Annotated in this window: 22 protein-coding genes and 5 tRNA genes; 21 read left to right on the forward strand and 6 right to left on the reverse strand. The window is 70.8% G+C overall.

The features are described 5' to 3' along the window. Positions 1-20: 20 nt before the first annotated feature. Positions 21-695: a phosphatase PAP2 family protein gene (locus ABIA32_RS05815; RefSeq protein WP_370092750.1), complete on the reverse strand. Its 675-nt coding sequence runs from the start codon at positions 693-695 to the stop codon at positions 21-23. A gap of 344 nt (positions 696-1,039) precedes the next feature. Between ABIA32_RS05815 and ABIA32_RS05820 the strand changes: the two genes are divergently transcribed. The 8 genes from ABIA32_RS05820 (at position 1,040) to ABIA32_RS05855 (ending at position 8,857) form a co-directional block, all read left to right on the forward strand. Further along, on the forward strand, positions 1,040-2,011 hold the full coding sequence (locus tag ABIA32_RS05820) for a sigma-70 family RNA polymerase sigma factor (protein ID WP_370092751.1): 972 nt from the start codon (positions 1,040-1,042) through the stop codon (positions 2,009-2,011). Positions 2,012-2,158: 147 nt separating this feature from the next. After that, positions 2,159-3,193 carry an MFS transporter gene (locus ABIA32_RS05825; RefSeq protein ID WP_370092752.1) on the forward strand — a complete coding sequence of 345 codons (1,035 nt, stop codon included), beginning with the start codon at positions 2,159-2,161 and terminating at the stop codon, positions 3,191-3,193. A 5-nt stretch (positions 3,194-3,198) separates the two neighbouring features. Continuing rightward, positions 3,199-5,520: a molybdopterin oxidoreductase family protein gene (locus ABIA32_RS05830; protein WP_370092753.1), complete on the forward strand. Its 2,322-nt coding sequence runs from the start codon at positions 3,199-3,201 to the stop codon at positions 5,518-5,520. Between the two features lie 7 nt (positions 5,521-5,527). Further along, complete coding sequence (locus ABIA32_RS05835; RefSeq protein ID WP_370092754.1) at positions 5,528-6,172, forward strand: 4Fe-4S dicluster domain-containing protein; 645 nt, start codon at positions 5,528-5,530, stop codon at positions 6,170-6,172. Next, a complete protein-coding gene (locus ABIA32_RS05840; protein ID WP_370092755.1) occupies positions 6,169-6,816 on the forward strand; it encodes a ubiquinol-cytochrome c reductase iron-sulfur subunit in 648 nt (215 codons plus the stop codon). The genes ABIA32_RS05835 and ABIA32_RS05840 overlap by 4 nt, the downstream gene beginning before the upstream one ends. 6 nt (positions 6,817-6,822) lie before the next feature. After that, positions 6,823-7,221 (forward strand): hypothetical protein, encoded by a 399-nt coding sequence (locus tag ABIA32_RS05845; protein WP_370092756.1) that lies wholly within the window; start codon positions 6,823-6,825, stop codon positions 7,219-7,221. A 47-nt stretch (positions 7,222-7,268) separates the two neighbouring features. Continuing rightward, positions 7,269-8,666 (forward strand): NarK family nitrate/nitrite MFS transporter, encoded by a 1,398-nt coding sequence (locus ABIA32_RS05850; protein ID WP_370092757.1) that lies wholly within the window; start codon positions 7,269-7,271, stop codon positions 8,664-8,666. Positions 8,667-8,689: 23 nt separating this feature from the next. After that, a complete protein-coding gene (locus ABIA32_RS05855) occupies positions 8,690-8,857 on the forward strand; it encodes a hypothetical protein (RefSeq protein WP_370092758.1) in 168 nt (55 codons plus the stop codon). A 24-nt stretch (positions 8,858-8,881) separates the two neighbouring features. Here the strand turns inward: ABIA32_RS05855 and mscL are convergent, their stop codons facing one another. From mscL to ABIA32_RS05875, 4 genes are all read right to left on the reverse strand, one after another. Further along, the gene (mscL, locus tag ABIA32_RS05860; protein WP_370092759.1) at positions 8,882-9,313 is read right to left on the reverse strand and encodes a large conductance mechanosensitive channel protein MscL; all 432 of its coding nucleotides are present in this window, start codon (positions 9,311-9,313) and stop codon (positions 8,882-8,884) included. A 553-nt stretch (positions 9,314-9,866) separates the two neighbouring features. After that, a complete protein-coding gene (locus tag ABIA32_RS05865; RefSeq protein WP_370092760.1) occupies positions 9,867-10,721 on the reverse strand; it encodes an S-methyl-5'-thioadenosine phosphorylase in 855 nt (284 codons plus the stop codon). A gap of 28 nt (positions 10,722-10,749) precedes the next feature. Next, positions 10,750-11,067, reverse strand: a complete 318-nt coding sequence (locus tag ABIA32_RS05870; protein ID WP_370092761.1) for an FmdB family zinc ribbon protein — start codon at positions 11,065-11,067, stop codon at positions 10,750-10,752. Between the two features lie 131 nt (positions 11,068-11,198). Beyond that, positions 11,199-12,698, reverse strand: coding sequence for a potassium/proton antiporter (locus ABIA32_RS05875; protein ID WP_370092762.1), 1,500 nt, complete (start codon positions 12,696-12,698; stop codon positions 11,199-11,201). A 246-nt stretch (positions 12,699-12,944) separates the two neighbouring features. Here ABIA32_RS05875 and ABIA32_RS05880 point away from each other — a divergent pair, with 246 nt between their 5' ends. Continuing rightward, positions 12,945-15,797, forward strand: coding sequence for a penicillin acylase family protein (locus ABIA32_RS05880; protein ID WP_370092763.1), 2,853 nt, complete (start codon positions 12,945-12,947; stop codon positions 15,795-15,797). A 62-nt stretch (positions 15,798-15,859) separates the two neighbouring features. On the opposite strand, the gene ABIA32_RS05885 is transcribed toward ABIA32_RS05880, so the two are convergent. Then, entirely contained in the window at positions 15,860-16,453 is a 594-nt protein-coding gene (locus ABIA32_RS05885) for a 5-formyltetrahydrofolate cyclo-ligase (RefSeq protein ID WP_370092764.1), read from the reverse strand. 55 nt (positions 16,454-16,508) lie between these two features. Here ABIA32_RS05885 and ABIA32_RS05890 point away from each other — a divergent pair, with 55 nt between their 5' ends. The 12 genes from ABIA32_RS05890 (at position 16,509) to ABIA32_RS05945 (ending at position 23,269) form a co-directional block, all read left to right on the forward strand. Beyond that, positions 16,509-17,207 (forward strand): GGDEF domain-containing protein, encoded by a 699-nt coding sequence (locus ABIA32_RS05890; protein ID WP_370092765.1) that lies wholly within the window; start codon positions 16,509-16,511, stop codon positions 17,205-17,207. Further along, a complete protein-coding gene (locus ABIA32_RS05895; RefSeq protein ID WP_370092766.1) occupies positions 17,204-18,160 on the forward strand; it encodes a UTP--glucose-1-phosphate uridylyltransferase in 957 nt (318 codons plus the stop codon). Before ABIA32_RS05890 ends, ABIA32_RS05895 begins: the two co-directional genes overlap by 4 nt. Positions 18,161-18,288: 128 nt before the next feature. After that, positions 18,289-19,677 carry a gephyrin-like molybdotransferase Glp gene (gene glp / locus ABIA32_RS05900; protein WP_370092767.1) on the forward strand — a complete coding sequence of 463 codons (1,389 nt, stop codon included), beginning with the start codon at positions 18,289-18,291 and terminating at the stop codon, positions 19,675-19,677. 228 nt (positions 19,678-19,905) lie between these two features. Next, a complete protein-coding gene (moaC, locus tag ABIA32_RS05905; protein ID WP_370092817.1) occupies positions 19,906-20,361 on the forward strand; it encodes a cyclic pyranopterin monophosphate synthase MoaC in 456 nt (151 codons plus the stop codon). Next, complete coding sequence (locus tag ABIA32_RS05910) at positions 20,361-20,888, forward strand: molybdenum cofactor biosynthesis protein B (RefSeq protein WP_370092769.1); 528 nt, start codon at positions 20,361-20,363, stop codon at positions 20,886-20,888. The genes moaC and ABIA32_RS05910 overlap by 1 nt, the downstream gene beginning before the upstream one ends. Continuing rightward, the gene (locus ABIA32_RS05915; protein WP_370092818.1) at positions 20,885-21,502 is read left to right on the forward strand and encodes a GNAT family N-acetyltransferase; all 618 of its coding nucleotides are present in this window, start codon (positions 20,885-20,887) and stop codon (positions 21,500-21,502) included. The genes ABIA32_RS05910 and ABIA32_RS05915 overlap by 4 nt, the downstream gene beginning before the upstream one ends. 78 nt (positions 21,503-21,580) lie before the next feature. Then, on the forward strand, positions 21,581-22,504 hold the full coding sequence (locus tag ABIA32_RS05920; RefSeq protein WP_370092770.1) for a hypothetical protein: 924 nt from the start codon (positions 21,581-21,583) through the stop codon (positions 22,502-22,504). Positions 22,505-22,550: 46 nt separating this feature from the next. Then, positions 22,551-22,624, forward strand: a tRNA-Ala gene (locus tag ABIA32_RS05925). A gap of 332 nt (positions 22,625-22,956) precedes the next feature. Then, positions 22,957-23,030 (forward strand) — tRNA-Arg (locus tag ABIA32_RS05930). Position 23,031: 1 nt separating this feature from the next. Then, a tRNA-Leu gene (locus ABIA32_RS05935) sits at positions 23,032-23,104 on the forward strand. A gap of 5 nt (positions 23,105-23,109) precedes the next feature. Further along, positions 23,110-23,183: transfer RNA gene (locus ABIA32_RS05940), tRNA-Leu, on the forward strand. Between the two features lies 1 nt (position 23,184). After that, a tRNA-Ser gene (locus ABIA32_RS05945) sits at positions 23,185-23,269 on the forward strand. Positions 23,270-23,281: the final 12 nt, after the last annotated feature.

The raw sequence follows: 23,281 nt of genomic DNA on the forward strand, positions 1-23,281 counted from the left end.
GGCGGGGCGCGGGCTCAGAGCTACATCGAGTCCGCGCTCCGCCGTTGTACGCGCTGCGCCGCGCGTGGGAGGAGGCGGCGCAACTCCGCGTCGCGCATGCCCGGCCGCCAGGTGTCCACGGCCGCCGTCACCGCGCAGAGTGTGAAGCCGGCGAGCAGCCAGCCCGCCAGCACGTCGCTCGGCCAGTGCACGCCGAGGGCGAGCCGGGTCCAGCCGACCAGCACGACGAGGAAGGCCGCGGTTCCGGCCGCGAGTGCCCGTGCGGCGCGGCGGTGGAGCCGGGGCCAGACCACGGCGACCAGGAGCGGGATGATCACCGCCGCGGTCATCGCGTGACCGGAGGGGAAGGCCCAGTCCGTCGCTGTGGACACCGGATGCGGCAGCGCCGGTCGGGGCCGGGCGACCGCCTGCTTCACCCCGACCTCCAGTGCCCCCTGGACCAACCCACAGCTCGCGGCCCAGACTGCGGCGATCCGCGCCCCGCGCCACCAGAGCCAGACGACGACCACCCCCAGCGCCACCCGGAGCACCAGCGGGGACAGGACCGAGGTGACCGTGCGCATCGAGCCGGTCCAGGCGGCGTGGCGCAGCGCGGTGGCGTGCAGGCGCAGGTCGAAGGAGAGGTCGAAGCGCAGCAGCGCGTGCCAGGGCGCCTCGACGAGCGCGAGGAGGATCCCGAAGAGCAGGAGGGACACAGCCGCTCCTGCCCACAGCCGCCAGAGCCGCACGTACGTCTCCTCCTGGCGCGCAGGCCTTTGACCAGTGCGCTGTCCGTTCGACCGGTGCCAAGTTCGCCGAGCGGGGAACTAAGGCCAGGCGGACAATCGTCCCAGAGAGTGACAGATCCGGACGCCCGCCCCACTGTGACCGAGCGATGACGCTCCGCCGACGATCGGGGTGAAACCGGACAGCATACTGCTACGGGCGAAGAAAATCACCGCTTCGGGAATGATTCCTGGAAACTCCTCGTTGAGTCGTTACGTAAGCAGTTCCCAGACACGGGCCAGCCAGGCCCGTCAGGTAACCCGAGGGAGTACGTATGGCCACCCGTGCCGTCGTCCGCGACAAGGCCGATCGGATGCGTTCCGCGCGTCCGACCGCTGGTGAGGCCGACCGAGACCTCGTCGGTATGTACCTGGACGAGATCGCGCGAACCCCGCTGCTCGACGCGGCGCAGGAGGTCGAGCTGTCGACCCGGATCGAGGCGGGCGTCTTCGCCGAGCATCTGCTCGAAGAGGGCGGCACCGTCGGCGGGGCGACCGAGGAGGAGCTCCACGCGATAGCCGCTGACGGTCGGCGCGCCAAGGACGTCTTCATCCGTTCGAACCTCCGCCTCGTGGTCGCGGTGGCCCGCAGGTACCCTCGCAGCGGCCTGCCGCTGCTGGATCTGATCCAGGAGGGCAACGCGGGTCTGGTCCGTGCCGTCGAGAAGTTCGACTTCGGCAAGGGCTTCAAGTTCTCCACCTACGCGACCTGGTGGATCCGCCAGGCGATCACCCGGTCCATCGCGGACCAGTCGCGCACCATCCGGCTGCCCGTCCACCTGGTCGAGGAGCTGGGCCGGATCCGGCGCGTCCAGCGCGAGAAGTCCAAGGAGCTGGGCCGCGAGGTCGCGCCCTCCGAGGTCGCGGCCGAGCTGGACACGACCGAGGAGCGGATCAAGGACGTCCTCGACTGGGCCCGAGACCCGGTCAGCCTCAACATGACCGTCGACGACGACGGCGAGACCCAGTTCGGCGACCTCGTCGAGGACACCGGAGCCACCTCGCCCGAGGACGCGGTGCTGGTGATGCTCCGCCGCGAGGAGCTCGACAAGCTCATCGACCGGCTGGACGATCGCACGGCATCGATCATCCGCTCCCGCTACGGCATCGAGGACGGCCGCGAACGCACGCTCACCGAGGTCGGCAAGCAGCACGGGCTGACCCGTGAGCGGATCCGCCAGATCGAGAAGCACGCGCTGGCCGAGCTTCGGAAGATCGCCGACCACGCCGGCTTCGAGGCCGCGTAAGGCTTACCGCCAGAGGTTGGGCCACCCCGAGAGAGCCCCCGTTGCACCGAACAGGTGCTGCGGGGGCTCTTTTGGCAGCGCTTGTCCTGCAATGATCCTTTTTGTCTGTCTACGCTCGCCGCAAGCGGTCGCGACGAGGGGATACCGGTGGACAGAAGAAAGCTGCGGCAGCGCGCTGCTCTGGTGGCGGCCCTGGTCTCGCTCGCGCTGGTCGTGGCCATTGTGCTGGGCAGCCGGGGGCTGCGGGACTTCGACTCCGCCCTGTTGCCCTACGCCGTCGCCACCGTCTTCCTCGCCTTCGGCGTCACCTACCGGTACACGATGTGGGTCAGTGAGCCGGCCGCCTGGCGGATGTTCCGCAAGGGGCTGCGCGCCGCGTTCTCGATGGAGAACTTCCGCCGCGCCCCGACCGCGCTGCCCCGGATGGCGACGACCTACCTCGGCTTCCAGAAGTTCCTCGGCGCCCGTTCGCACGCGCGCTGGGCGGCACACCAGCTGATGTTCTGGGGCTGCCTGCTCGCGGCCGCGATCACCTTCCCGCTGACCTGGGGCTGGTTCACCTTCACCGCCTCCAGCGCCACCGGGCCCGGATACGAGATGCGGATCTGGGGCTTCAAGGTCCTCGGTTTCACCTCCAGCAGCGTGATCGGGTGGGCCATGTTCCACGGCCTGGACCTGGCGGCCGTTCTGGTGATCGGCGGGGTCGGCTACTTCCTGTGGCGGCGCTACCACGACCGCGCGGCGACCACGGGTCAGCGCTTCGCCTACGACTTCCTGCCGCTGCTGGCGCTGCTCACCGTCTCGGTGACCGGCCTGCTGCTGACCTTCTCCGAGATCTTCCTGCACGGCGGCGGCTACGAGTTCCTCGCCGTGCTGCACATGGTCTCGGTCGTCTTCACGCTGGTCTACCTGCCCTTCGGCAAGTTCTTCCACATCGTGCAGCGCCCGGCAGCGGTCGGCATGCAGCTGTTCAAGTTCACCTCACGCGACGCCGGCCAGGAGCTGTTCACCTGCCGGCGCTGCGGCACCGAGATCGACACCGTCCCGGCCGTGGAGAACCTTCGCGGCACCATGCGCGACATGGGACTCGGCTTCGACGAGTGGGCCGAGTACTGCCCGCGCTGCAAGCGCGTCCTGCGCGGCGGCGCCTACCTGACCGATGTGAAGCGGGGGTTCAAGTGACCGGCGTGGATGCTGCGTTCAACTGGACGGTGCCACAGGACGTGCCACTCGATCCGTCCGTCGCGCCGCCCGGCACCCGCAACTTCCGCGACGCGGGCGGTCTGCCCGCCGATCGCTGGCGGGCCGACCAGACGAAGCAGACGCTGGTGCCGACGCACTGCTGCTTCTGCGGCGTGCAGTGCGGGATGTACCTGAGGGTCGACGAGCACGGCAAGGTGTTCGGTGTCGAGCCGCGCAACCACGACATCAACCGCAGCCGGCTCTGCCCCAAGGGCCTCAACGCCTACCAGCAGGTCAACCACCCGGACCGGCTCACCGCTCCGCTGATCCGGCGCAGCCGGGACGAGGAGTTCCGTGAGGCGAGCTGGGAGGAGGCGCTGGACTTCACCGTCGCCGAGATCCGCCGGATCCAGGCGGAGTACGGACGTGACGCCTTCGGCATGCTCGGCGGGGCCAGTCTCTTCTCGGAGAAGACCTATCTGGTCGGCAAGTTCGCCCGGGTCGCCCTCAAGACCCGGCACGTCGACTACAACGGCCGCCTCTGCATGGTGAGCGCCGCCGGCGCCAACAAGCTCGCCTTCGGCATCGACCGCGCCGGCAACCCCTTCCGCGACATCCTGCAGACGGACTGCCTGCTCATCGCGGGCTCCAACGTCGGCGAGTGCTTCCCGGTGATGACCCAGTACCTGTGGGGCGCGCGGGACCGGGGCGCGACGCTGGTCGTCGTCGACCCGCGCGAGACCGCGATCGCGCGAACCGCGGACGTGCACGTCGCCCTTCGCTCGGGCACCGACTCGGCGTTCTTCAACGCGGTGCTGCACATGGTGATCAAGGAGGGCCTGGTCGACGAGGAGTTCGTCGCCGCCCACACCACCGGCTGGGAGGAAGTGCAGGCGACCGTCGCCTCCTACACGCCCGAGCGCGCCGCAGAGATCTGCGGCATCCCTGCCGAGCAGGTCGTCCAGGTGGCCCGGATGTTCGGCGGTGCGGAGAAGGCGATGGCCTGGCACGCCCGTGGGATCGAGCACCACACCCAGGGCGTCGAGAACTGCCTCTCCGTCATCAACCTGTGCGCGGCGACCGGCCAGCTCGGCCGACCGGGTGCCGGCTACGGCACCATCACCGGCCAGGGCAACGGCCAGGGCGGGCGCGAGCACGGCCAGAAGTCGGACATGCTCCCCGGCGGCCGCTCCATCGCGGACCCGGCCGCGCGTGCCTTCATCTCGGAGTTCTGGGGCATCCAGGAGTCGGAACTGCCCCAGGCCGGGACCTCCATGATGGAGATGGTCTGGCAGATGCAGCGCGAGGAGATCCGCGGGCTGCTCGGCGTCTGCAACAACCCCTTCGTCTCGCTGCCCCACTACGCCACGGTCAAGGACGGCTACGACCGGCTGCAGTTCCATGCCCAGTTCGACTTCTTCCTCTCCGAGACGGCGGCCAACGCGCACGTGGTCTTCCCGGTGACGACCTGGGCCGAGGACGAGGGCGTCATGGCCAACGCCGAGGCCCGCGTGGTCAAGCACAACAAGGCGCAGGAGCCGCCGCCCGGGGTGCGCACCGACACCTGGGTGATGTGCGAGCTGGCGAAGCGGCTGGGGGAGGGGGACAAGTTCGCCTTCCCTGGCGCCCGCGAGGTCTTCGACGAACTGCGGGCCGCCTCCCGAGGGTCCGTCAACGACTACTACGGCATCACCTACGAGCGGCTGGATCAGACCGGCGGCATCGCGTGGCCCTGCCCCGAGCTGGACCACCCCGGCACGCCGCGCCTCTTCGAGGGCGGCAAGACCTACCACGCCGATGGCAAGGTCCACCTGCAGGTCGTCGAGTGGCACCCGCCCGCCGACGCCTTCGACGAGGCCTACCCGATGCGGCTGACCACCGGCCGGACCGTGGCGCACTACCTCTCGGGCAACCAGACGCGTCGGCTCGGCGCACTGGTCGAACAGACGCCGCGCCCGTGGGTCGAGGTGCACCCCTCGCACGGCTTCCGCACCGGTGACCCGGTCCGGGTCGTCACCCGGCGCGGCAGCGAGGTCTTCCCCGCCCTGGTCACCGAAGCCATCCGGCCGGACCACGTCTTCGTGCCCTACCACTGGCCGGTGCCGACCGCCGCCAACGCACTCACCATCGACGCCCTGGACCCGCGCTCGAAGATCCCCGAGTACAAGGTCTGCGCCTGCAGGATCGAGCGCGCCCAGCACGTGGACGAGGTGCCGGCGCCGCCCACGCCGCCGGGTCGCCCCGCCTACCCGGAGGCCCAGGCCTCGCGGACCACCACCCGACCGCCGTCCTCCCCGCAGGGGCGCGGCACCGGCGAAGGGAGCTGAGGCCGCGATGATGGGCCGGACCCTTTTCATCGACCCGGGACGCTGCATCGGCTGTCAGGCTTGCGTCTCCGGCTGCCGGGAGTGCGATTCGCACCGCGGCAAGTCGATGATCCACCTCGACTACCCGGACGAGGGCCACAGCGTCGCCTCGCTGCCGACGGTCTGCATGCACTGCGAGGACCCGGTCGCGCCCTGCGCCGAGGTCTGCCCGGCGGATGCGATCCTGATCAGCCCGGACGGGGTGGTCCACGAGGCCGACCCGACCCGCTGCATCGGCTGCTCGAACTGCGTCAACGCCTGCCCCTTCGGCGTCCCCAAGATCGACCTGGAGGCGAAGCTCCAGCTCAAGTGCAATCTCTGCTACGACCGCACCGAGCTGGGCCTGGCCCCGATGTGCGCGACGGTCTGTCCGACGGGCGCGCTCTTCTACGGAACCCTGGAGGAGCTCCAGGCCGAGCGGCCCGGCGTCTCCGTGTCCAGCTGGTTCGAGTTCGGCGACACCAGCATCAGCACCGGCGTCGGCATGATCGTCCCCTGGGACCGCGGCGAGCGCCCGGTCCCCGGCGGCCTGCCGCTGGTGGCGATCAACGGACGCGACGTCGGCGGCAGCAGCGCCGCCAGCGGCGGCCTCCCCGGCGGAGGTGCGGCGTGACCGACCGGCAAGGGACGGGTCCGCAAGGGACGGGCCCTCAAGAGACGGGCCCGCAGGGGGCCGAGGAGCAGGACCGGCTCCGGGACCGGCTCAGCGCCGACTCGCTGACCAGTCGTCGGGACTACCTGCGCGTCATGGCCACCGTGTCCGGAGGCCTGGCCGTGGGCTCCGTCGCCGTCGCCGCCGGGGTGCTGCCCCGGCACGGCGACGCGAAGGCGGCGGAGGTGGTCCCGCTCCGGGTCGCCGACGACCTGCCCAAGGGTCGGGCGGTGACCTTCAACTACCCGACCGAGCACGACCGGGCCATCGCCATCCGGCTCCAGGACGGCACGCTGGTGGGCTACTCCACCGTCTGCACCCACCTCGCCTGCGGAGTGCTGTGGCGGGAGGAGCGGGGAGACGAGGGGCAGCTGTACTGCCCCTGCCACGAGGGTGCCTTCGAGCCGCGCAACGGCGCGGTGGTACAGGGTCCGCCACCGAGGGGCCTGCCCAAGGTGCTGATGCTGGAGCAGGTCGACGGCTCCGTCTGGGCCGTGGGCACCGCCTACTCCGACGAGAGCCCCGTGCATGCGGCCTGCCGTCAGCTGAACGCCAAGGACGCGAAGCTCGGGCAGGTCGCCTGCCCCAAGACGGTGAGGGACTGACCCGAAATGCCGCATCCCGCCGACCAGCCCCAGCCCGAAGAAGCCCTCGCCACCGGCGCGGTGGACTGGAGCGCCCCGGGCAGTGCCCAGCCCCGGCTCAACCGGCCGGTGGCGGAGCGCTACCCGCAGATCCGGCCGACCAGCGGCCACGCGGACTCCCGTATCCGGCACAGCGGTCCCGGCCCGGGGGCGGGGACCGACCACGATCCCGAGCGCTCGGCGATGCTGAGCGGCCGGCTGATCGTGGTGCTGAGCATCGTCGTGGGCCAGCTCTGGGCCCTCGGCGTCGGTGTCGACGCCTGGATGCAGGGCCACACCTCGATCGCCTGGTGGTGCGCCGGATTCGAGGTCTTGTCCTTCCTGATCGCCCTGGCCGCCTGGCGGTTCGGGCCGACCGACCACTGAGCGCCGACCACTGAGCACCGACCACTGAACCGGGAGCGGGATTCGCGATGACGGTGACCACTTCTCGCCGGAAGGACAGCTACCGCCCTGGCTCGACCATCGGCGAGTGGCATCCGGAGGACCCGGCGTTCTGGCAGTCCACCGGTTCGAAGGTGGCCGCCCGCAATCTGTGGGTCTCGGTGCCGGCGCTGATGCTGGCCTTCGTGGTCTGGCAGGTCTGGTCGGTGACGGTGGTTCAGCTGAGCAAGGTGGGTTTCACCTTCTCCGAGTCGCAGAAGTTCTGGCTGACCGCGATCCCCGGGCTGACCGGCGGGATCGGGCGCCTCTTCTACACCTTCATCGGGCCGGTCGCGGGGGAGCGCCGCTGGACCGCGTTCAGCACGATCATCCTGGTCGGGCCGCTGCTCTGGCTGGGCTTCGCGGTGCAGCACCCTTCGACGCCGTACTGGGTGATGGCCGTGATCGCCGCGCTGTGCGGGATCGGCGGCGCCAACTTCTCGTCCTCGATGGCGAACATCGGCTTCTTCTATCCGAAGCAGATGAAGGGCAACGCGAACGGCATCAACGGCGGCCTCGGCAATCTGGGCGTCAGCGTCGTGCAGCTGCTCGCACCGCTGGTCATCACCGCGGGCATCCTCGGCGCCCCGGCCGGCGGCCCGCAGCACAAGAAGGCTGGGGGCGATGTGTGGCTGCAGAACAGCGCCTTCCTGTGGATCCCACTCCTGGTGATCATGGCGCTGTTGGCCTGGTTCCTGATGAACGACCTCAAGGTCGCGGCCGCCCCCTTCAGCCAGCAGAAGATCATCTTCCGGCGTAAGCACAACTGGCTGATGACGGTGCTCTATGTCGGCACCTTCGGATCGTTCATCGGCTTCGCCTCGGCCCTGCCGAACCTGATCAACAACACCTTCACCAGCTATTCGGCCACCACCTACGCCTGGGTCGGCCCGTTCCTCGGTGCCATGTTCCGTTGGGCGGGTGGCTGGATCTCCGACAAGGTCGGCGGCGCGCGCTGCACGATCATCTCGTTCATCGGCATGGCCGCTTCGCTGATCGTGGTGATCAACGCGGTGCCCTCGGGAGGGGACAAAGGCAACTTCTGGACCTTCTACATCGGGTTTCTATGCGCCTTTATCTTCTCGGGCATCGGCAACGGGTCGACGTTCCGGCAGATCCCGGTGATCTTCCTCAATCAGCACCGGGCGGCCGCTGCGGGTCGGGGCGAGGCCGCGTTGGCGGAGGCGCAGCACCAGGCCGAGATGGAGTCGGGGGCGGTGATCGGCTTCAGTGCCGCCATTGCGGCCTTCGGGTTCTTCTTCATCCCGGCGATGTTCGCGAGCTTCGCCGTCACGGCCTCGCTGTGGGTGTTCGTCGGGTACTACGCCCTCTGTCTGGGCGTGTGCTGGTGGTTCTACGCCCGCCCCGGTGCGGAGGCTCCCAGCTGAGCTGGCTGGCCTACCCTGGAGTGGTGAGTGGTAGCGAGAAGAAGAAGATCGTCTTCGACGACCCGATGAGTGGCCGCAGCCAGGACGACACGGATGCCGGCTGGGGCGACGAGCGGACCGGGCGCGGCGAGGGCTCGCGGGACAAGGACTGGTACCTGCGCGAGACCCCACCGCACCATGGGGAGAAGTAACGGGGGTCAGTGCCGGCGCGGGCCTCAGCCGCGCTGGGCGACGAGCAGATCGCGGATCTCGCTGAGGATGACCACCTCGTTGACCTCCGCCTCCTTGATGACCTCGACGGCCTCGTCCTTCTTGGACATGTAGCGCTTCATGAGGTGGTTCACCGGCAGCACGATCAGGAAGTAGACGACGGCTGCGGTGATGACGAAGCTGAGGACCGCGCCGAGTACGGTGCCCCACTGGATCAGGATGCCGTCGACCTTCCCCGTGGCCTTGTCCAGCTGGCAGGTGCCCTTCAGGCAGGACGTGTAGGCGTTGAGGTCCTGGGTGCCGAAGGCGCCGACAACCGGGTTGATGATCCCGTCGACGATCGAGTTGATGACCTTGGTGAACGCGGCGCCGATGACGACCGCGACTGCGAGATCCACGACGTTGCCGCGGAGCAGGAATGCCTTGAAGCCTTTCATGGTCAACGGAAGTTACGGCAGAAGCCCGGGGCTCGGGGCACGCGGAAATTCACCCGTGCGGGGGTGTCGTGGCCGGGGGCACCGGCGCGACCTGAGCAAACGTCCCCGCTTCGGTATGGGGGCGTGCGCCCGCAGCCGCTCCCTTTTCACTCGAACCGGGGATCTGCCGGAGTGACCCGACGGCCAGCGTCGTCGCCGCGACGATCAATCCGGCCGCGATCGGCCCGGGACGGCGCCGCACCGGCGTCGGTAGCCGATGTCGGCCGCCGCCCGCGCGGATGGGAGGGAAGGCGGCGATGCAGTACGTGGGCGGGATGGAGAGGGACACCGGATACCTCCAGGACGGGATCGGGCCGGGACGGGACTGGGCGGAGCGGGCGGGGCGTCGGCGGTGATTCGCCGTGGCCCAACCCTGCTCCCACGTCACGACGCGATCCAGCGGCGTCCCCACAACCTGTGGAAAACCCGGCCCTGTGGAAAACCTCGCCACCCGATCGGGTGAGGGGCCGCACCGAGAGAAGGTCCCAGGCCCCTGCTTGCGCCGGGGTGGCTCCTACTCCGACTCCAGGCCGGTCTCCAGGCCGTCCAGCGCGTGTGCGCAGATGCAGTCCCGGTCCTCGGTGGTCGGCAGCGCCGCCACCGTCTGGGCCAGCACGCCGCGCAGCCGGTCGATGTTGCGGCCGAACTCGGCCAGCACCTCCGCGTGGGTCACGCCCTGGCCCGTCTCCACGCCCGCGTCCAGGTCGGTGACCAGCGTCAGCGAGGTGTAGCAGAGGGCCAGCTCGCGGGCGAGCACGGCCTCCGGGTGGCCCGTCATGCCCACCACCGACCAGCCCTGCGAGCTGTACCAGCGCGACTCGGCGCGGGTGGAGAAGCGCGGGCCCTCGATCACCACGAGCGTGCCGCCGTCCACTGGCGGCCAGCCTGCCTCGTGCGCACCCTTCACCGCGACCGACCGCCCGCGCGGGCAGTAGGGGTCGGCGGCGGAGACATGGACGACCTCGGGGACGCGGCCGTCGGCACGTGTCAGACCGTCGTAGTAAGTCTGGATGCGTCCGGAGGTGCGGTCCACGAACTGGTCGGGGACGAGGAGCGTGCCGGGGCCGAACTGGGGGCGCAGCCCGCCCGTCGCGCAGGGGCCGAGCACCTGGCGGACGCCGAGCGCGCGCAGGGCCCACAGGTTGGCCCGGTAGTTGATCGCGTGCGGGGGGATCCGGTGCGCCCTCCCGTGCCGCGGCAGAAACGCCACGCGGCGCCCCGCGAACTCGCCCACGAGGAGCGAGTCGCTGGGAGCGCCGTACGGGGTGTCGACGACGACCTCGTCCAGGTCGTCCACGAGCGCGTAGAGCCCCGTGCCGCCGATGATGCCGATCTCGGCCCTGCCCGCTGCAGCTGACTGGTCTGTCATGCGCCGCAGCGTAGCCGCGCGGGTCGGCTCAGGCGGCGGAACCGGCCGAGCCGGACGAGGAGGAACTGGAAGAACTCGACGAAGACGTCGAGGAGGACGTCGACGAAGAGGAGCCGGACGACGCGGCCGGAGCGCTCGCCGACGAGGACGAGACGCTGCTGCTGGACGACGAGCGGCTGTCCGTCCGGTAGAAGCCGGATCCCTTGAAGACCACGCCCACCGCGGAGAAGATCTTGCGCAGCTTGCCGCCGCACTCGGGGCACTCGGTCAGCGCGGCGTCGCTGAACTTCTGCACGGCTTCGAGGCCGCTGCCGCACTGGGTGCACTGGTACTGGTACGTCGGCACTGGTTTTCCTCCTGGCACTCTAAGGCTATGAGTGCTAACGATCCTCAATGATGCGGTATTCCGGGTCGATAAGTCCACTGATCGTGATGTGAGCCTCAGTACCCAGGCAGCGCTCGCCCCCACGTTCCGGCTCAGTACTCGCCGCGGGTGCCGCTGAGCCAGCCCGCCAGCTTGCCGCCCCGGTCGACCGCGCGCAAGCGGCGTTCGGTCCGGTCGCGCACCGCATCGGTGGTGACCACGAGCAGGTCGTCCGCGTGCCGCAGCACCGTTGCCGGGCCCGGCACGAAGCTCGTCCCCTCGCGGACGACCAGGGTCACCGCCGCGCCCTTGGGCAGGCGCAGCTCGCTCACCTCGACGCCGGCGAGGCGTGACTCCGGGCCGATCGAGACCGAGAGCAGGTGCCCGTGCAGCCGCTCCAGCGGAGCGGACTCGACCTCCAGGTCGTCGGCGTGCGCGGAGTCCGAGATCCGCAGGCGCTTCGCGACCCAGGGCAGGGTCGGGCCCTGGATCAAGGTGAAGACGACGACGAGCAGGAAGACCGTGTTGAAGAGCTGGTCCGCGCCCGGCACGGCGTGCACCACCGGGATGGTGGCCAGCACGATCGGCACGGCGCCGCGCAGGCCGGCCCAGCTCAGCAGCGCCTGCTCGCGCCAGCGCACCCGGAACGGCGTCAGGGTCAGCAGCACCGAGGCTGGGCGGGCGACCAGCACCAGCACCAGCCCGACGACCAGCGCCGGCACCACCGAGTCCGCCATCGTGTGCGGGTTCACCAGCAGGCCGAGCATGACGAACATGCTGATCTGCGCGATCCAGGCCAGGCCCTCGGCGAAGCCGCGGGTCGCCGGGCCGTGCGGCAACCGCGCGTTGCCCAGCACCAGCGCGCAGATGTAGACGGCCAGAAAGCCGGAGCCGTGCAGCAGCGCGCCGCCCGCGTAGGCGAGCAGCGTCAGTGCGACGACGGCGATCGGGTAGAGGCCGGAGGAGGGGAGCGCGACGTGGCGCAGCGTCAGCGCGCCGAGCCGGCCGACGGCCACACCCACCGCGAGCCCGATCGCCAGCTCCACCACCACCGTCCCGGCCAGCACCCACCAGGAGCTGATCGGCCCCGAGGTCGCGAAGGCGACGACCAGGATGACCACGGGCGCGTCGTTGAAGCCGGACTCCGCCTCCAGCAGCCCGCTCAGCCGCGCCGGCAGGGGCACGCGGCGCAGCACGGAGAAGACCGCCGCCGCGTCCGTGGACGAGACGATCGCGCCGAGCAGCAGGGCGATCCGCCAGCTCACCCCCGTCAGCAGGTGCGCGCCGACGGCCACGACACCGACGCTGATCGCGGTGCCGAAGGTGGCCAGCACCGCGGCGGCCGGGACGGAGGGTCTGATGTCGTGCCAGCGGGTGCCGAGACCGCCCTCCGCGAGGATCACCACCAGCGCGGCATAGCCGAGCACCTGCGTGAGCATGGCGTTGTCGAAGGTGATGCCGGCGATGCCGTCATGCCCGAGCAGCACCCCGATGCCCAGGTACAACAGCAGGCTGGGGAGCCCGCTGCGGGAGGAGAGCCGGACCGCCGCGACGGCCACCAGCAACACCAGGGAGAACAGCAGGAGGAGCAGGTCGAGCCGGTGGACGGACACGCAGGGGCACCTCGCACAGCAGAATCGTTGCTTCCACTTCTCTGGGGCAAGATTTTACCGTTGTGGCGGGTGCGCACTCGCGTTCGTCCACAGGCTGGGCACGCTGCACCGGTGACCCCTGGTCATCGGCCGGGCACCGACGACGCCTCGGCCGCGCGCAACCGCTTCCGCTTCGGGTGTTAGCGTCAGCACCGCCGCTTAGCGCGGTACGTCGCGGTACAGTCACTGCCCCTCACAAGGACCCTGATGCCCCGCTCCAAGAAGTTCCGTCGTCTGCGCCTGCTGGTGGTGCTGGTCGTGCTGCTGCTGGTGGCCGGCGTCGCCCTCGGCGGCTGGTACGGCGTGCGCCAGGCGCACGCCTCCTACCCGCAGACCACCGGCAGCATCCACCTGCAGGGCCTCTCCGGCCCGGTCGACGTGATCCGGGACGACAAGGGCATCCCGCAGGTCTACGCCGCCAGCGCCGAGGACCTGTTCATGGCCCAGGGCTATGTGCAGGCGCAGGACCGCTTCTGGCAGATGGACGTGGACCGGCACATCACCTCCGGCACGCTCGCCTCGATGTTCGGCTCGGGGCAGGTGCAGACCGACGCCTTCATCCGCACCATGAACTGGCACGGCGTGGCGCAGGACGAGTGGGACCACCAGCTCTCGCCCGCGACGAAGAAGTACCTGCAGGCCTACAGCGACGGCGTCAACGCCTGGCTGAAGGAGCACCCGGGCGGCGCCGGCGCCTCGCTGGAGTACGCGCTGCTCGGCGCGGCCTACGGCGGCTACAAGCCCGCCGAGTGGACGCCGGTCGACTCGGTCTCCTGGCTCAAGGCGATGGCCTGGGACCTGAGCGGCAACATGCAGCAGGAGGTCGACCGCTCGCTGCTCGCCGGGACCTTCACCACCGACCAGATCGCGCAGCTGTACCCGGAGTACCCGTATGCGAAGAACGGGACGATCCTGGCGAAGACCGGCACTGTCGGCAAGGACGGCAAGTACGTGCCGGCCGACGGCCTGAAGGCCCCGACCGGTGCGACCCCTGGCGGGTCCGGGACTTCTTCTGGGACTTCCGGTGCGTCCGGCGCGGCCGGTTCCGGCACCGGGTCCACGACGAACCCCGCCTCCTACCAGACGGCCGGTGGTCGACCCGCCGCGCAGGGCGCCCAGCAGGCCGCGCAGGCCCTGGCGGCCAACCTCTCCGTGCTGCCGACCATGCTCGGCCGCCCCGGCGCGGCCGGTATCGGCTCCAACTCCTGGGTCGTCGACGGCAAGCACACCACCACCGGAAAGCCGCTGCTGGCCAACGACCCGCACCTCGCGCCCGGGATCCCGTCCATCTGGTACCAGATGGGCCTGCACTGCAACACCGTCAGCGCGCAGTGCCCGTTCGACGTCACCGGCTTCACCTTCCCCGGCATGCCCGGCGTGATCATCGGTCACAACCAGAACATCTCCTGGGGCTTCACCAATCTCGGCGCCGACGTCCAGGACCTCTACCTGGAGCAGGTCAACAGCGACGGCACCTACCTCTACGACGGCAAGCCCGTGGCGTTCGACTCCCACCAGGAGATCATCCAGGTGGCCGGCGGCGCGGCCCAGACCATCACCGTGCGGCGCACCACGGACGGCATGCCGATCATCTCGGACCACAGCACGGAGGAGCAGACCGTCGGCCGCAGCGCGCCGGCCGACGGCACGGCCCCGCCGCGCGGCGGCGGCTACGCGATCGCGCTCAAATGGACCGCGCTGATGCCGAACAAGACCATGGACGCGGTCTTCGAGCTCGACAAGGCGACAAGCTTCACCGAGTTCCGGGGCGCAGCGGAGCACTTCGCCGTCCCGGCGCAGAACCTGATCTACGCGGACACCAGCGGCCACATCGGCTACCAGATGCCGGGCCAGATCCCGATCCGCCAGAAGGTCGGCGGCACGGCGAGCGACGGCACCTACCCGCAGCCGGGCTGGGACTCCCGCTACAAGTGGGAGTCGAAGTTCGTCGACTTCAAGGCGCTGCCCTGGGTCGAGGACCCGGCGAGCGGCTACATCGTGACGGCGAACCAGGCCGCGGTGGACCCGAACGTCTACCCGTACCTGATCACCAAGGACTGGGACTACGGCAGCCGCGCCGCCCAGATCACCACGCTGATCAAGGGCAAGCTCAGCGGCGGCGGCAAGATCTCGCCGGACGACATGGCCTCCATCCAGCTGGACGACACCAGCGTTTTCGCCCAGACACTGGTGCCGTACCTGCTCAAGATCCAGCTGAACGACCCCTACTACAGGGACGCACAGGACCTGCTCCGCGGCTGGAACTTCCAGCAGGACGCGGGGTCGGCGGCGGCGGCGTACTACAACGCCGTCTGGTCGAACCTGCTCCACCTCGCGCTGGACGCGAAGTTCCCCGCTGAGGTGCGCAGTACGACCGACTGCATCATGGTCGTCCCGGCCGACAAGGCCGGCATCCCGGCGGACGACGTGAACGGCAAGCCCAAGCGGGTCCGCAGCTGTGGCCTGCGGGACGGCGCGACCGCGCAGCCGGACGGCAACGACCAGTGGACGACGGTCGTGGGCTCGCTGCTGGACCAGCCGAGCAGCCCGTGGTGGACCTGGACCGACGGCCTCGGCCAGCAGCAGGCCCAGGGTCGGGACAGCCTGCTGAAAGCGGCCATGGTCGACGCCCGCAAGCAGCTGACCTCGCTGATGGGCAAGGACATCAGCGGTTGGAGCTGGGGCCGGATTCACACGCTCGACCTCAAGGAGCGCACCCTCGGCACGGACGATTCGTCCATCGCCTCCAGCGCGGTCCACTGGCTGCTCAACCGCGGCCCGTACAAGCTCAACGGCGGCAGCGCCGCGGTGGACGCTGCGAGCTGGGACTCGGCGAACGGTTTCACCGTCGACGAGGCACCGTCGATGCGGATGATCGTCAACCTGGCGGACTTCGACGGCTCCCGCTGGATCAACATCGGCGGAGCCTCGGGGCACGCGTTCAGCCCGCATTACGACGACCAGACCCCGCTGTGGGCCTCCGGTCAGATGCTCAGCTGGGCGTACGACCGCAAGACGGTCGAAGCCGCGGCCAAGGACAAGCTCTCGCTGACGCCCTGACGCCCTGACGCCCTGACGCCCTGACGCCCTGACGCCCTGAGCCGCCGCCCCCGCGCGGCAGGTCACGCGTTTCGCGGGAAGGTGATCGTCCGGGTGGGCGTCAGGGCCGCGTCCACGGGGCGGTCGTGTTGCTCCGTGGGCAGGCCGGGGACGAGCTCGGCGTCGAAGAGCAGCGTCGCAAGCCGCGCAGGGGAGGCCGCCGCGTCCAGGCGGGCCAGGACGCGGTCGTAGCTGCCGCCGCCACGCCCCAGCCGGAGGCCGTTCGCGGGGTCGACGGCCAGTCCGGGCAGCAGCACGACGTCCGCACCGCAGACGGCTCCCACGCCCAGCCGCGGTCCCGTCGGCTCCAACAGACCGAGCCGCGCGGGGGTGAGCTGCACGGCGCCCTCGTACCGGGCCCAGTCGAGGTCGTTGTCAGGCAGCAGCACCGGCAGCAGCACCTCGATCCCCTGGGCGCGCAGCGTGTCCAGCAGGGCCCGAGTGCCGGGTTCGGAGCCCATCGAGACGTAGCAGGCCACCGTCCGGGCGCCGACGGCGAGTACGAACGCCAGTGCTTCCGTGGCCAGCGCGTTCGCTGCGGCGTCCCGCTCGACGGGTGACATCGCCGCGCGCGCGGCGAGCAGCCGTGACCTCATCGCCTTCTTCTCGTTCACCATCGGATGGGACGGCCTTCCGTCTCGTAACCGGCCTGCACTGTGCGGAGGGACGATCATGCCGCCCGTCCTCGCGAACATCCTCGCTGCTCTCTGCCTGCCCGCGCTGCTCGCCGTCGGCGCGATGCTGCGCGGCCGGGCGCGGGTGCGGGCCGTCCTCGGGACGCAGGCCGCCGAGCTGGAGGAGCTGCGCGCCGGGCGGACCGAGCTGGAGCGGACCTCGTGCACGGACGCGCTGACCGGCGTCTGGAACTACCGCTACCTGCAGCTGGCCCTCGACCGGGAGATCGCGCGCTGCAACCGGCGCCCGGGGCAGCGGGTGCTCGCCGTCCTGCTGGTGGAGATCGACGGCTTCGCCGAGATCCGGCGCGAGCACGGCTACCAGCGCTCGGGCGCGGTGCTGCGCGATCTGGCCCAGCGGCTGGCGATGGAGGTGCGGGAGGAGGACGTCTTCGGCCGCTACGGCGGCGAGGAATTTCTCGTCCTGCTCCCGGACACGGACGAGGCGGGCGCCAGGACGGTCGCCGACCGACTGGCGTGGACGGTGCGCCGCCATCCGCTCGCGCTGCCCTCAGTGCCGGTGCTCACAGACGAGAGCGGCGCTCTCCCAGGGAACGGCCTCTCGGCCAGGATCGGTATGGGGCGGCTGCCCGCAGACGGTTCGCACGCGGCCCTCCTGCTGCGCGCGGCTGACAAGTCCTTGACGGCGGAGAGACACGCGGGCGACACATTGAGGAAGCTAGAGTCGTCCGTATGACAAAGGCTCGAATCCGCGAAATCTCCAAGGCGGTCATCCCCGCCGCTGGGCTCGGCACCCGCTTCCTGCCGGCCACCAAGGCGACTCCCAAGGAGATGTTGCCGGTGGTCGACAAGCCGGCGATCCAGTACGTCGTGGAGGAGGCCGCGTCCGCCGGTCTGACCGATGTCCTGATGATCACGGGCCGCAACAAGCGTCCGCTCGAGGACCACTTCGACCGCGCATACGAGCTCGAGGAGCAGCTCGCCCGCAAGGGCGACCAGGCCAAGCTGGACCGGGTCCGCGAGTCGAGCGAGCTCGCCACCATGCACTACGTCCGGCAGGGCGACCCGAAGGGCCTCGGCCACGCCGTGCTCTGCGCCGAGCCGCACGTCGCCGACCAGCCCTTCGCCGTCCTCCTCGGCGACGACCTGATCGACCCGCGTGACCCGCTGCTGGCGAAGATGATCGAGGTCCAGAGCGAGCTGGGCGGCAGCGTCGTCGCGCTGATCGAGGTCGACCCGGCGCTGGCCCACCTCTACGGCTGTGCCTCGATCCGTCCCGCGGAGTGGCACGGCACCCTGGGTGGCGACGAGGACATCGTCCGGATCACCGACCTCGTCGAGAAGCCCGCACCCGGCGAGGCCCCCAGCAACTTCGCGGTCATCGGCCGCTACGTGCTCGACCCGACCATCTTCGACGTGCTGCACGAGACGCCCCCCGGCAAGAACGGCGAGATTCAGCTGACCGACGCGCTGCGCGTGCTGGCCCAGCGCACGCCGGGCCGCGGCGGCCCGGTGCACGGCGTGATCTTCCGCGGCCGTCGCTACGACACGGGCGACAAGGGCGACTACCTGCGTGCCATCGTGCGTCTGGCCTGCGAGCGTGAGGACCTGGGGCCGGAGTTCCGCTCCTGGCTCAAGGACTTCGTCGGCAGCGGCGAGCTCGACGGCCCGGCGGCGACGCAGCCCTGAGCCGTTGCCTCACGGCACCGGACGGCGGGACGCTGACCGGCAGGGCACGCCACGACGCAGGAGGCAGACGCGGGACCTCGCGCAGCGATGGGACCGCGCAGCGACGCACCACCATGGGGGAGCGCACCATGACCGATCAGCAGCAGCACCAGCACGACCACGGGCAGAAGCTCGGTCACGGGCACGGCGCGGGACCGGCTGACGACCCGTGCGCGGTCGAGGTGACCAAGCCGGGTGGGCATCGGCTGTGGACCGTCGACGAGCACCTCGCCGACGTCCTCGCCGCCGTCGCCCCGCTGCCGCCGCTCGAACTGCAACTGCTGGAGGCACAGGGGTGCCTGACCGTCGAGGACATCGTCTCCACGGTCGCCCTGCCGCCGTTCGACAACAGCTCCATGGACGGCTACGCCGTGCGCGTCGCTGATCTCGACGGGGCGACCGCCGAGTACCCCTCCGTGCTGACCGTCGTCGGCGACGTCGCCGCGGGCGCGGCGGCGCTGCCGGTGATCGGTCCCGGCCAGTGCGCGAGGATCATGACGGGCGCGCCGATGCCGCCCGGCGCGGAGGCCGTCGTCCCGGTCGAGTGGACCGATGCCGGGACCGGCTCGGGCGAGGCAGCCACGACGATGTCGCCGCAGGCCGGGCAGCCGGTCGGGACCGGCGAGGTGCGGATCTTCCGGCCCGTCGAGCCCGGCGCCTTCGTCCGGAGGCGGGGGGACGACATCTCCGTCGGGCAGCCGCTGCTGCCTGCCGGCACCCGGCTCGGTCCGACCCAGATCGGCCTGCTCGCCGCGACCGGGCACGACATGGTTCGGGTCCGGCCCCGACCGCGCGTGGTCGTCCTGTCGACCGGCAGCGAGCTGGTCCAGCCGGGCATGCCGGTCGGTCCCGGTCAGATCTCGGACTCCAACAGCTTCGCGCTGACCGCGGCCGCACGGGACGCGGGCGCGATCGCCTACCGCGTCGGCGGCGTCCCCGACGATGCCGAGCGGCTGCGCGAGGTGATCGACGACCAGCTGATCCGCGCGGACCTCATCGTCACCAGCGGCGGCGTGAGCGTCGGCGCCTACGACGTGGTCAAGGAGGCGCTGGGCGAGCAGATCTCCTTCCGCAAGCTGCGCATGCAGCCGGGGAAGCCGCAGGGCTTCGGCGTGCTGGACGGGTCCAGCGGCCCGGTGCCGCTGCTGGCGCTGCCGGGCAACCCGGTGAGCGCCTACCTCTCCTTCGAGCTCTTCGTGCGGCCCGCGATCCGGGCCATGCTGGGCGCCGCCGACATCCACCGCCCGGTGGTGGCGGCCCGACTGACCGAGGGCCTCTCCTCTCCGGCCGGCCGCCGCCAGTTCGCGCGCGCCGCGTACGACCCTGAGGCCGGCACGGTGACGCCGGCCGGCGGCGCGGCCTCGCACCTGCTGGGCGCGTTGGCGCAGGCGAACGCACTGATCGTGGTGGAGGAGGAGGCGACGGAGGTCGCCGAGGGCGCGGAGGTCCGCACGATCCTGCTCGACCCCACGAGCTGACCGCCGACCGCCGCATCACGCCCGGCGCGTCCCGGCCGCAGCCGCACGCCCCGTGCGCCGAAGGCCCGGCGCCGGGCGGTCGTGGCGGCCGAAGAGACGTCTCGGCCGGGCAGCGATACCCTGGCGCCGCAGCCCGCCGTCACGATCGCAGGAGCGCAAGTGCACAGCACCAGCCCCGACCCGTCCGGGTCCGGCTTGACCCACGTCGACGCCTCGGGCGCGGCCCGCATGGTCGACGTCTCCGAGAAGGCCACGACCACGCGCACCGCGCGGGCGACCGGTCGTGTGCTGGTCTCGCCACGGGTCGTGGAGCTGCTTCGCGGCGACGGCGTGCCGAAGGGCGACGCGCTCTCCGTCGCCCGCATCGCCGGAATCATGGGTGCGAAGCGCACGCCGGAGCTGATCCCGCTCTGCCACCCGATCGCGGTCTCCGGCGTGACGGTCGACCTCGTCGTCGCGGACGACGCCGTCGAGATCAGCGCCACGGTCCGCACGGCGGACCGGACCGGCGTCGAGATGGAGGCGCTGACCGCCGTCGCCGTGGCCGGGCTGACCGTGATCGACATGGTCAAGGCCGTCGACAAGGGCGCCAGGATCGACGCCGTCCAGGTCGAGCAGAAGACAGGCGGCAAGAGCGGGGACTGGCGCCGCGAGGACCTGGACGAGCAGGGGGCGATCCGCTGATGCGCGCCTTCGTGCTCACCGTCTCGAACCGGGCCCACGCGGGGGTCTACGAGGACCGCGGCGGTCCGCTCGTGGCGTCCGGCCTGGCGGCGCTCGGCTGCATGGTCGTCGGCCCGGTCGTGGTGCCGGACGGGGATCCGGTGCTGACCGCGCTGCGGATGGCTGTCGCGGACGGTTACGACGTGGTGGTGACCACCGGCGGCACGGGCCTGACGCCGCTCGACCTCACCCCGGAGATGACCGCCCAGGTGATCACCAGGCCGGTGCCGGGCATCGCCGAAGCGATCCGCGCCTATGGGCGCGAGAACGGTGTGCCGACGGCGGCGCTCTCGCGCGGGCTCTCGGGGCTGGCCGGTCGGACCCTGATCGTGAACCTGCCGGGCTCGACGGGCGGGGTCAAGGACGGCCTGGCCGTGCTCGGCCCGATCCTGGCGCACGCGGTCGACCAGGTCGCGGGCGGCGACCACGCCCCGTCCGGCGGCCACTCTCCCTCCAGCGGCGACCAGCGCAGAGGGGGCCCGCACTGAACGCCTTCTGGCCGGTCGAGCTGAGCGAGGGGCCGATCGCGCTGCGCCCCATCCGGGTCCGCGACCAGCGGTCCTGGCAGGAGGTCAGCCGCCGCAACCGCGACTGGCTGCGGCGCTGGGAGGCCACCGTGCCGCCGCCGCGCCCCGGATTTCCGCCCGGACCGAGGCCGACATACCGTCAGATGGTGCGCTTTCTGCGCGCCGAGGCACATGCCGGACGAATGCTTCCCTTTGTCGTCACGTATGAGGGGCAGCTGGTCGGGCAGCTGACTGTGGGCGGAATCACGTGGGGGTCGATGTGCTCGGCGAATATCGGGTACTGGATCGACGAGTCATATGCGGGGCGGGGGATCATCCCGACGGTGGTCGCGCTTTCCGTGGACCATTGCTTCCAGTCCATGGGCCTGCACCGGATCGAGGTCTGCATCCGGCCGGAGAACCTGCCGAGCCGCCGAGTGGTGGAGAAGCTGGGCTTCCGCGAGGAGGGGCTGCGCCCCCGCTACCTGCACATCGACGGGGGCTGGCGGGACCACCTGGTCTTCGCGTTGACGGCCGACGAGGTGCCGGAGGGTTTGCTGGCACGTTGGCATGGGATTGAGAGCCATCACAAATAGGTCGATATGAACATGATTCAGCGACACACCGGTCGAAATAGCCGCCGGGCCGTCCCTCTCGCCCGTACGGTGTGAAGCGTGAGCAGTAGCGGCCTCATTTACGCGGTCATTGTTGGGGCCTGGGCCGCGTATCTGGTCCCCATGTGGCTCCGCCGTCAGGACGAGCTGAACGAGGCGCGTCCGACGGAAAAGTTCAGCACGGCGATCCGGCTGCTGTCGGGGCGCGCGGCCATGGAGCGGAAGATCTCCCGCCAGTTGGAGGAGACCCAGCCGCTGGCCCCGCCGACCCCCGTGCCGGCCGTGCCCGTTCCGCCTGCCCCGGCCTCTTCGCCCTCCTCGCCTCCCGCGTCGGCCTCAGCGGAGTCGCGCCGGCGTGCGGCCCTGCTCGCGCGCCGTCGGCGCATGGTCGTGGTCCTCTTCGCCGCGTTCACCGTGGGCATGATCGCCGCAGCGGTGGGCGGCATCGCGCTGCTCTGGATTCCGGCGGTCCCCGCGGTCCTCTTCTCCCTCTACATCGCACAGATGCGCCGCCAGGAGCGTCGCCGCTACGAGGTGAAGCTCGACAGCAGGCGCGCCAGCGAGGCGGCCCAGCGGGTCCGCCAGCAGGCGGCCGCCCGCCGCGCGCCGGCGCCCGCCCCGGCGTCCGCCGAGCCTCCGGCCGAGCAGACGACCTCGGGCACCGGCTCCCTGGCCGCGACGCACGCTGCCGAGGCGGAGCCGTGGTCCGACGACGACCGCCCGGACCACGCCTCCCCCGCTTCCGCGCACGCCGCCCCGGCCGACGACGCCTGGAGCCCGGTCCCGGTTCCGCTCCCGACGTACGTCACCGCCCCGGTGGCCCCCCGCGCCACCCTCGGCCTCGACCTCTCCTCCCCGAATACCTACTCCTCCGCCCGCCGCCCCACCCCAAAGCCGGCGACCCCTCGCCGCCCGGCCCCGAAGCCGGCGACCCCCCTCTTCGACCAGTTCGCCGAGGACACCCCCCGCGCCGCCAACGAGTAACCCGTGCGCAAGCACCCCTCCGGACCTGCTAGAGTTTCTTCTCGTTGGGGCTGTGGCGCAGTCCGGTAGCGCACCTCGTTCGCATCGAGGGGGTCAGGGGTTCGAATCCCCTCAGCTCCACCCAACGCAGATGCCCTGCCCGGGAGACCGGGCAGGGCATCTGTCGTTCCGCGCAGCAGTGACGTGACGTGGACCACGAGGCGGGGCCGGGAAACGATCAACCTCTCAGCTCAAGAGCCGCCGCCCGCTCCTCCGGCGCAACGACGCCGTCCAGGTCCATGCGCCGGGCATCCCCGGACGCCCCGTGCCAGTGGCTGAGTGCGCTCGGCAACCTGAGGGTCGGTGCCAGCGCCAGTGCCCGTTCTCGGGGCGAGCAAGGAAAACCCTTTGTCGCATGGCGTGTTCGATTCGTAGGCTGAAGTCACCACGAGGACGCCGACGGGCGGCTTCAATGGCCTGTAGCTCAGTTGGACAGAGCACCCGGCTACGAACCGGGAGGTGGCGGGTTCAAATCCTGCCAGGCCAACGGCGTCGTACCCCAACGGCAGAGGGATCCGGTTCAGGACCGGAACAGTGTGCGTTCGAATCGCACCGACGCTACGCGAGGCGCTGTGGCCCAATGGGTAGAGGCGGCGGTCTGAGGGACCGCACGGTGCAGGTTCGAATCCTGTCAGCGCTACGGAGAGATGGCCGAGTGGCAAGGCAGCGGCTTGCTGAGCCGTAGTCAGGGGCAACCCTGCGCGCGTTCGATCCGCGCTCTCTCCGCCCATGAGGCGT

It is taken from the genome of Streptacidiphilus sp. MAP12-20 (assembly GCF_041262525.1).
Lineage (GTDB): Bacteria > Actinomycetota > Actinomycetes > Streptomycetales > Streptomycetaceae > Streptacidiphilus.

Coding starts and splice junctions, on each gene's coding strand:
- ABIA32_RS05820 (WP_370092751.1), top strand. CDS start 1,040: ATGGCCACCCGTGCCGTCGTCCGCGACAAGGCCGATCGGATGCGTTCC.
- ABIA32_RS05835 (WP_370092754.1), top strand. CDS start 5,528: ATGATGGGCCGGACCCTTTTCATCGACCCGGGACGCTGCATCGGCTGT.
- ABIA32_RS05845 (WP_370092756.1), top strand. CDS start 6,823: ATGCCGCATCCCGCCGACCAGCCCCAGCCCGAAGAAGCCCTCGCCACC.
- ABIA32_RS05850 (WP_370092757.1), top strand. CDS start 7,269: ATGACGGTGACCACTTCTCGCCGGAAGGACAGCTACCGCCCTGGCTCG.
- mscL (WP_370092759.1), bottom strand. CDS start 9,313: ATGAAAGGCTTCAAGGCATTCCTGCTCCGCGGCAACGTCGTGGATCTC.
- ABIA32_RS05865 (WP_370092760.1), bottom strand. CDS start 10,721: ATGACAGACCAGTCAGCTGCAGCGGGCAGGGCCGAGATCGGCATCATC.
- ABIA32_RS05880 (WP_370092763.1), top strand. CDS start 12,945: ATGCCCCGCTCCAAGAAGTTCCGTCGTCTGCGCCTGCTGGTGGTGCTG.
- ABIA32_RS05885 (WP_370092764.1), bottom strand. CDS start 16,453: ATGGTGAACGAGAAGAAGGCGATGAGGTCACGGCTGCTCGCCGCGCGC.
- ABIA32_RS05890 (WP_370092765.1), top strand. CDS start 16,509: ATGCCGCCCGTCCTCGCGAACATCCTCGCTGCTCTCTGCCTGCCCGCG.
- ABIA32_RS05895 (WP_370092766.1), top strand. CDS start 17,204: ATGACAAAGGCTCGAATCCGCGAAATCTCCAAGGCGGTCATCCCCGCC.
- glp (WP_370092767.1), top strand. CDS start 18,289: ATGACCGATCAGCAGCAGCACCAGCACGACCACGGGCAGAAGCTCGGT.
- moaC (WP_370092817.1), top strand. CDS start 19,906: ATGGTCGACGTCTCCGAGAAGGCCACGACCACGCGCACCGCGCGGGCG.
- ABIA32_RS05910 (WP_370092769.1), top strand. CDS start 20,361: ATGCGCGCCTTCGTGCTCACCGTCTCGAACCGGGCCCACGCGGGGGTC.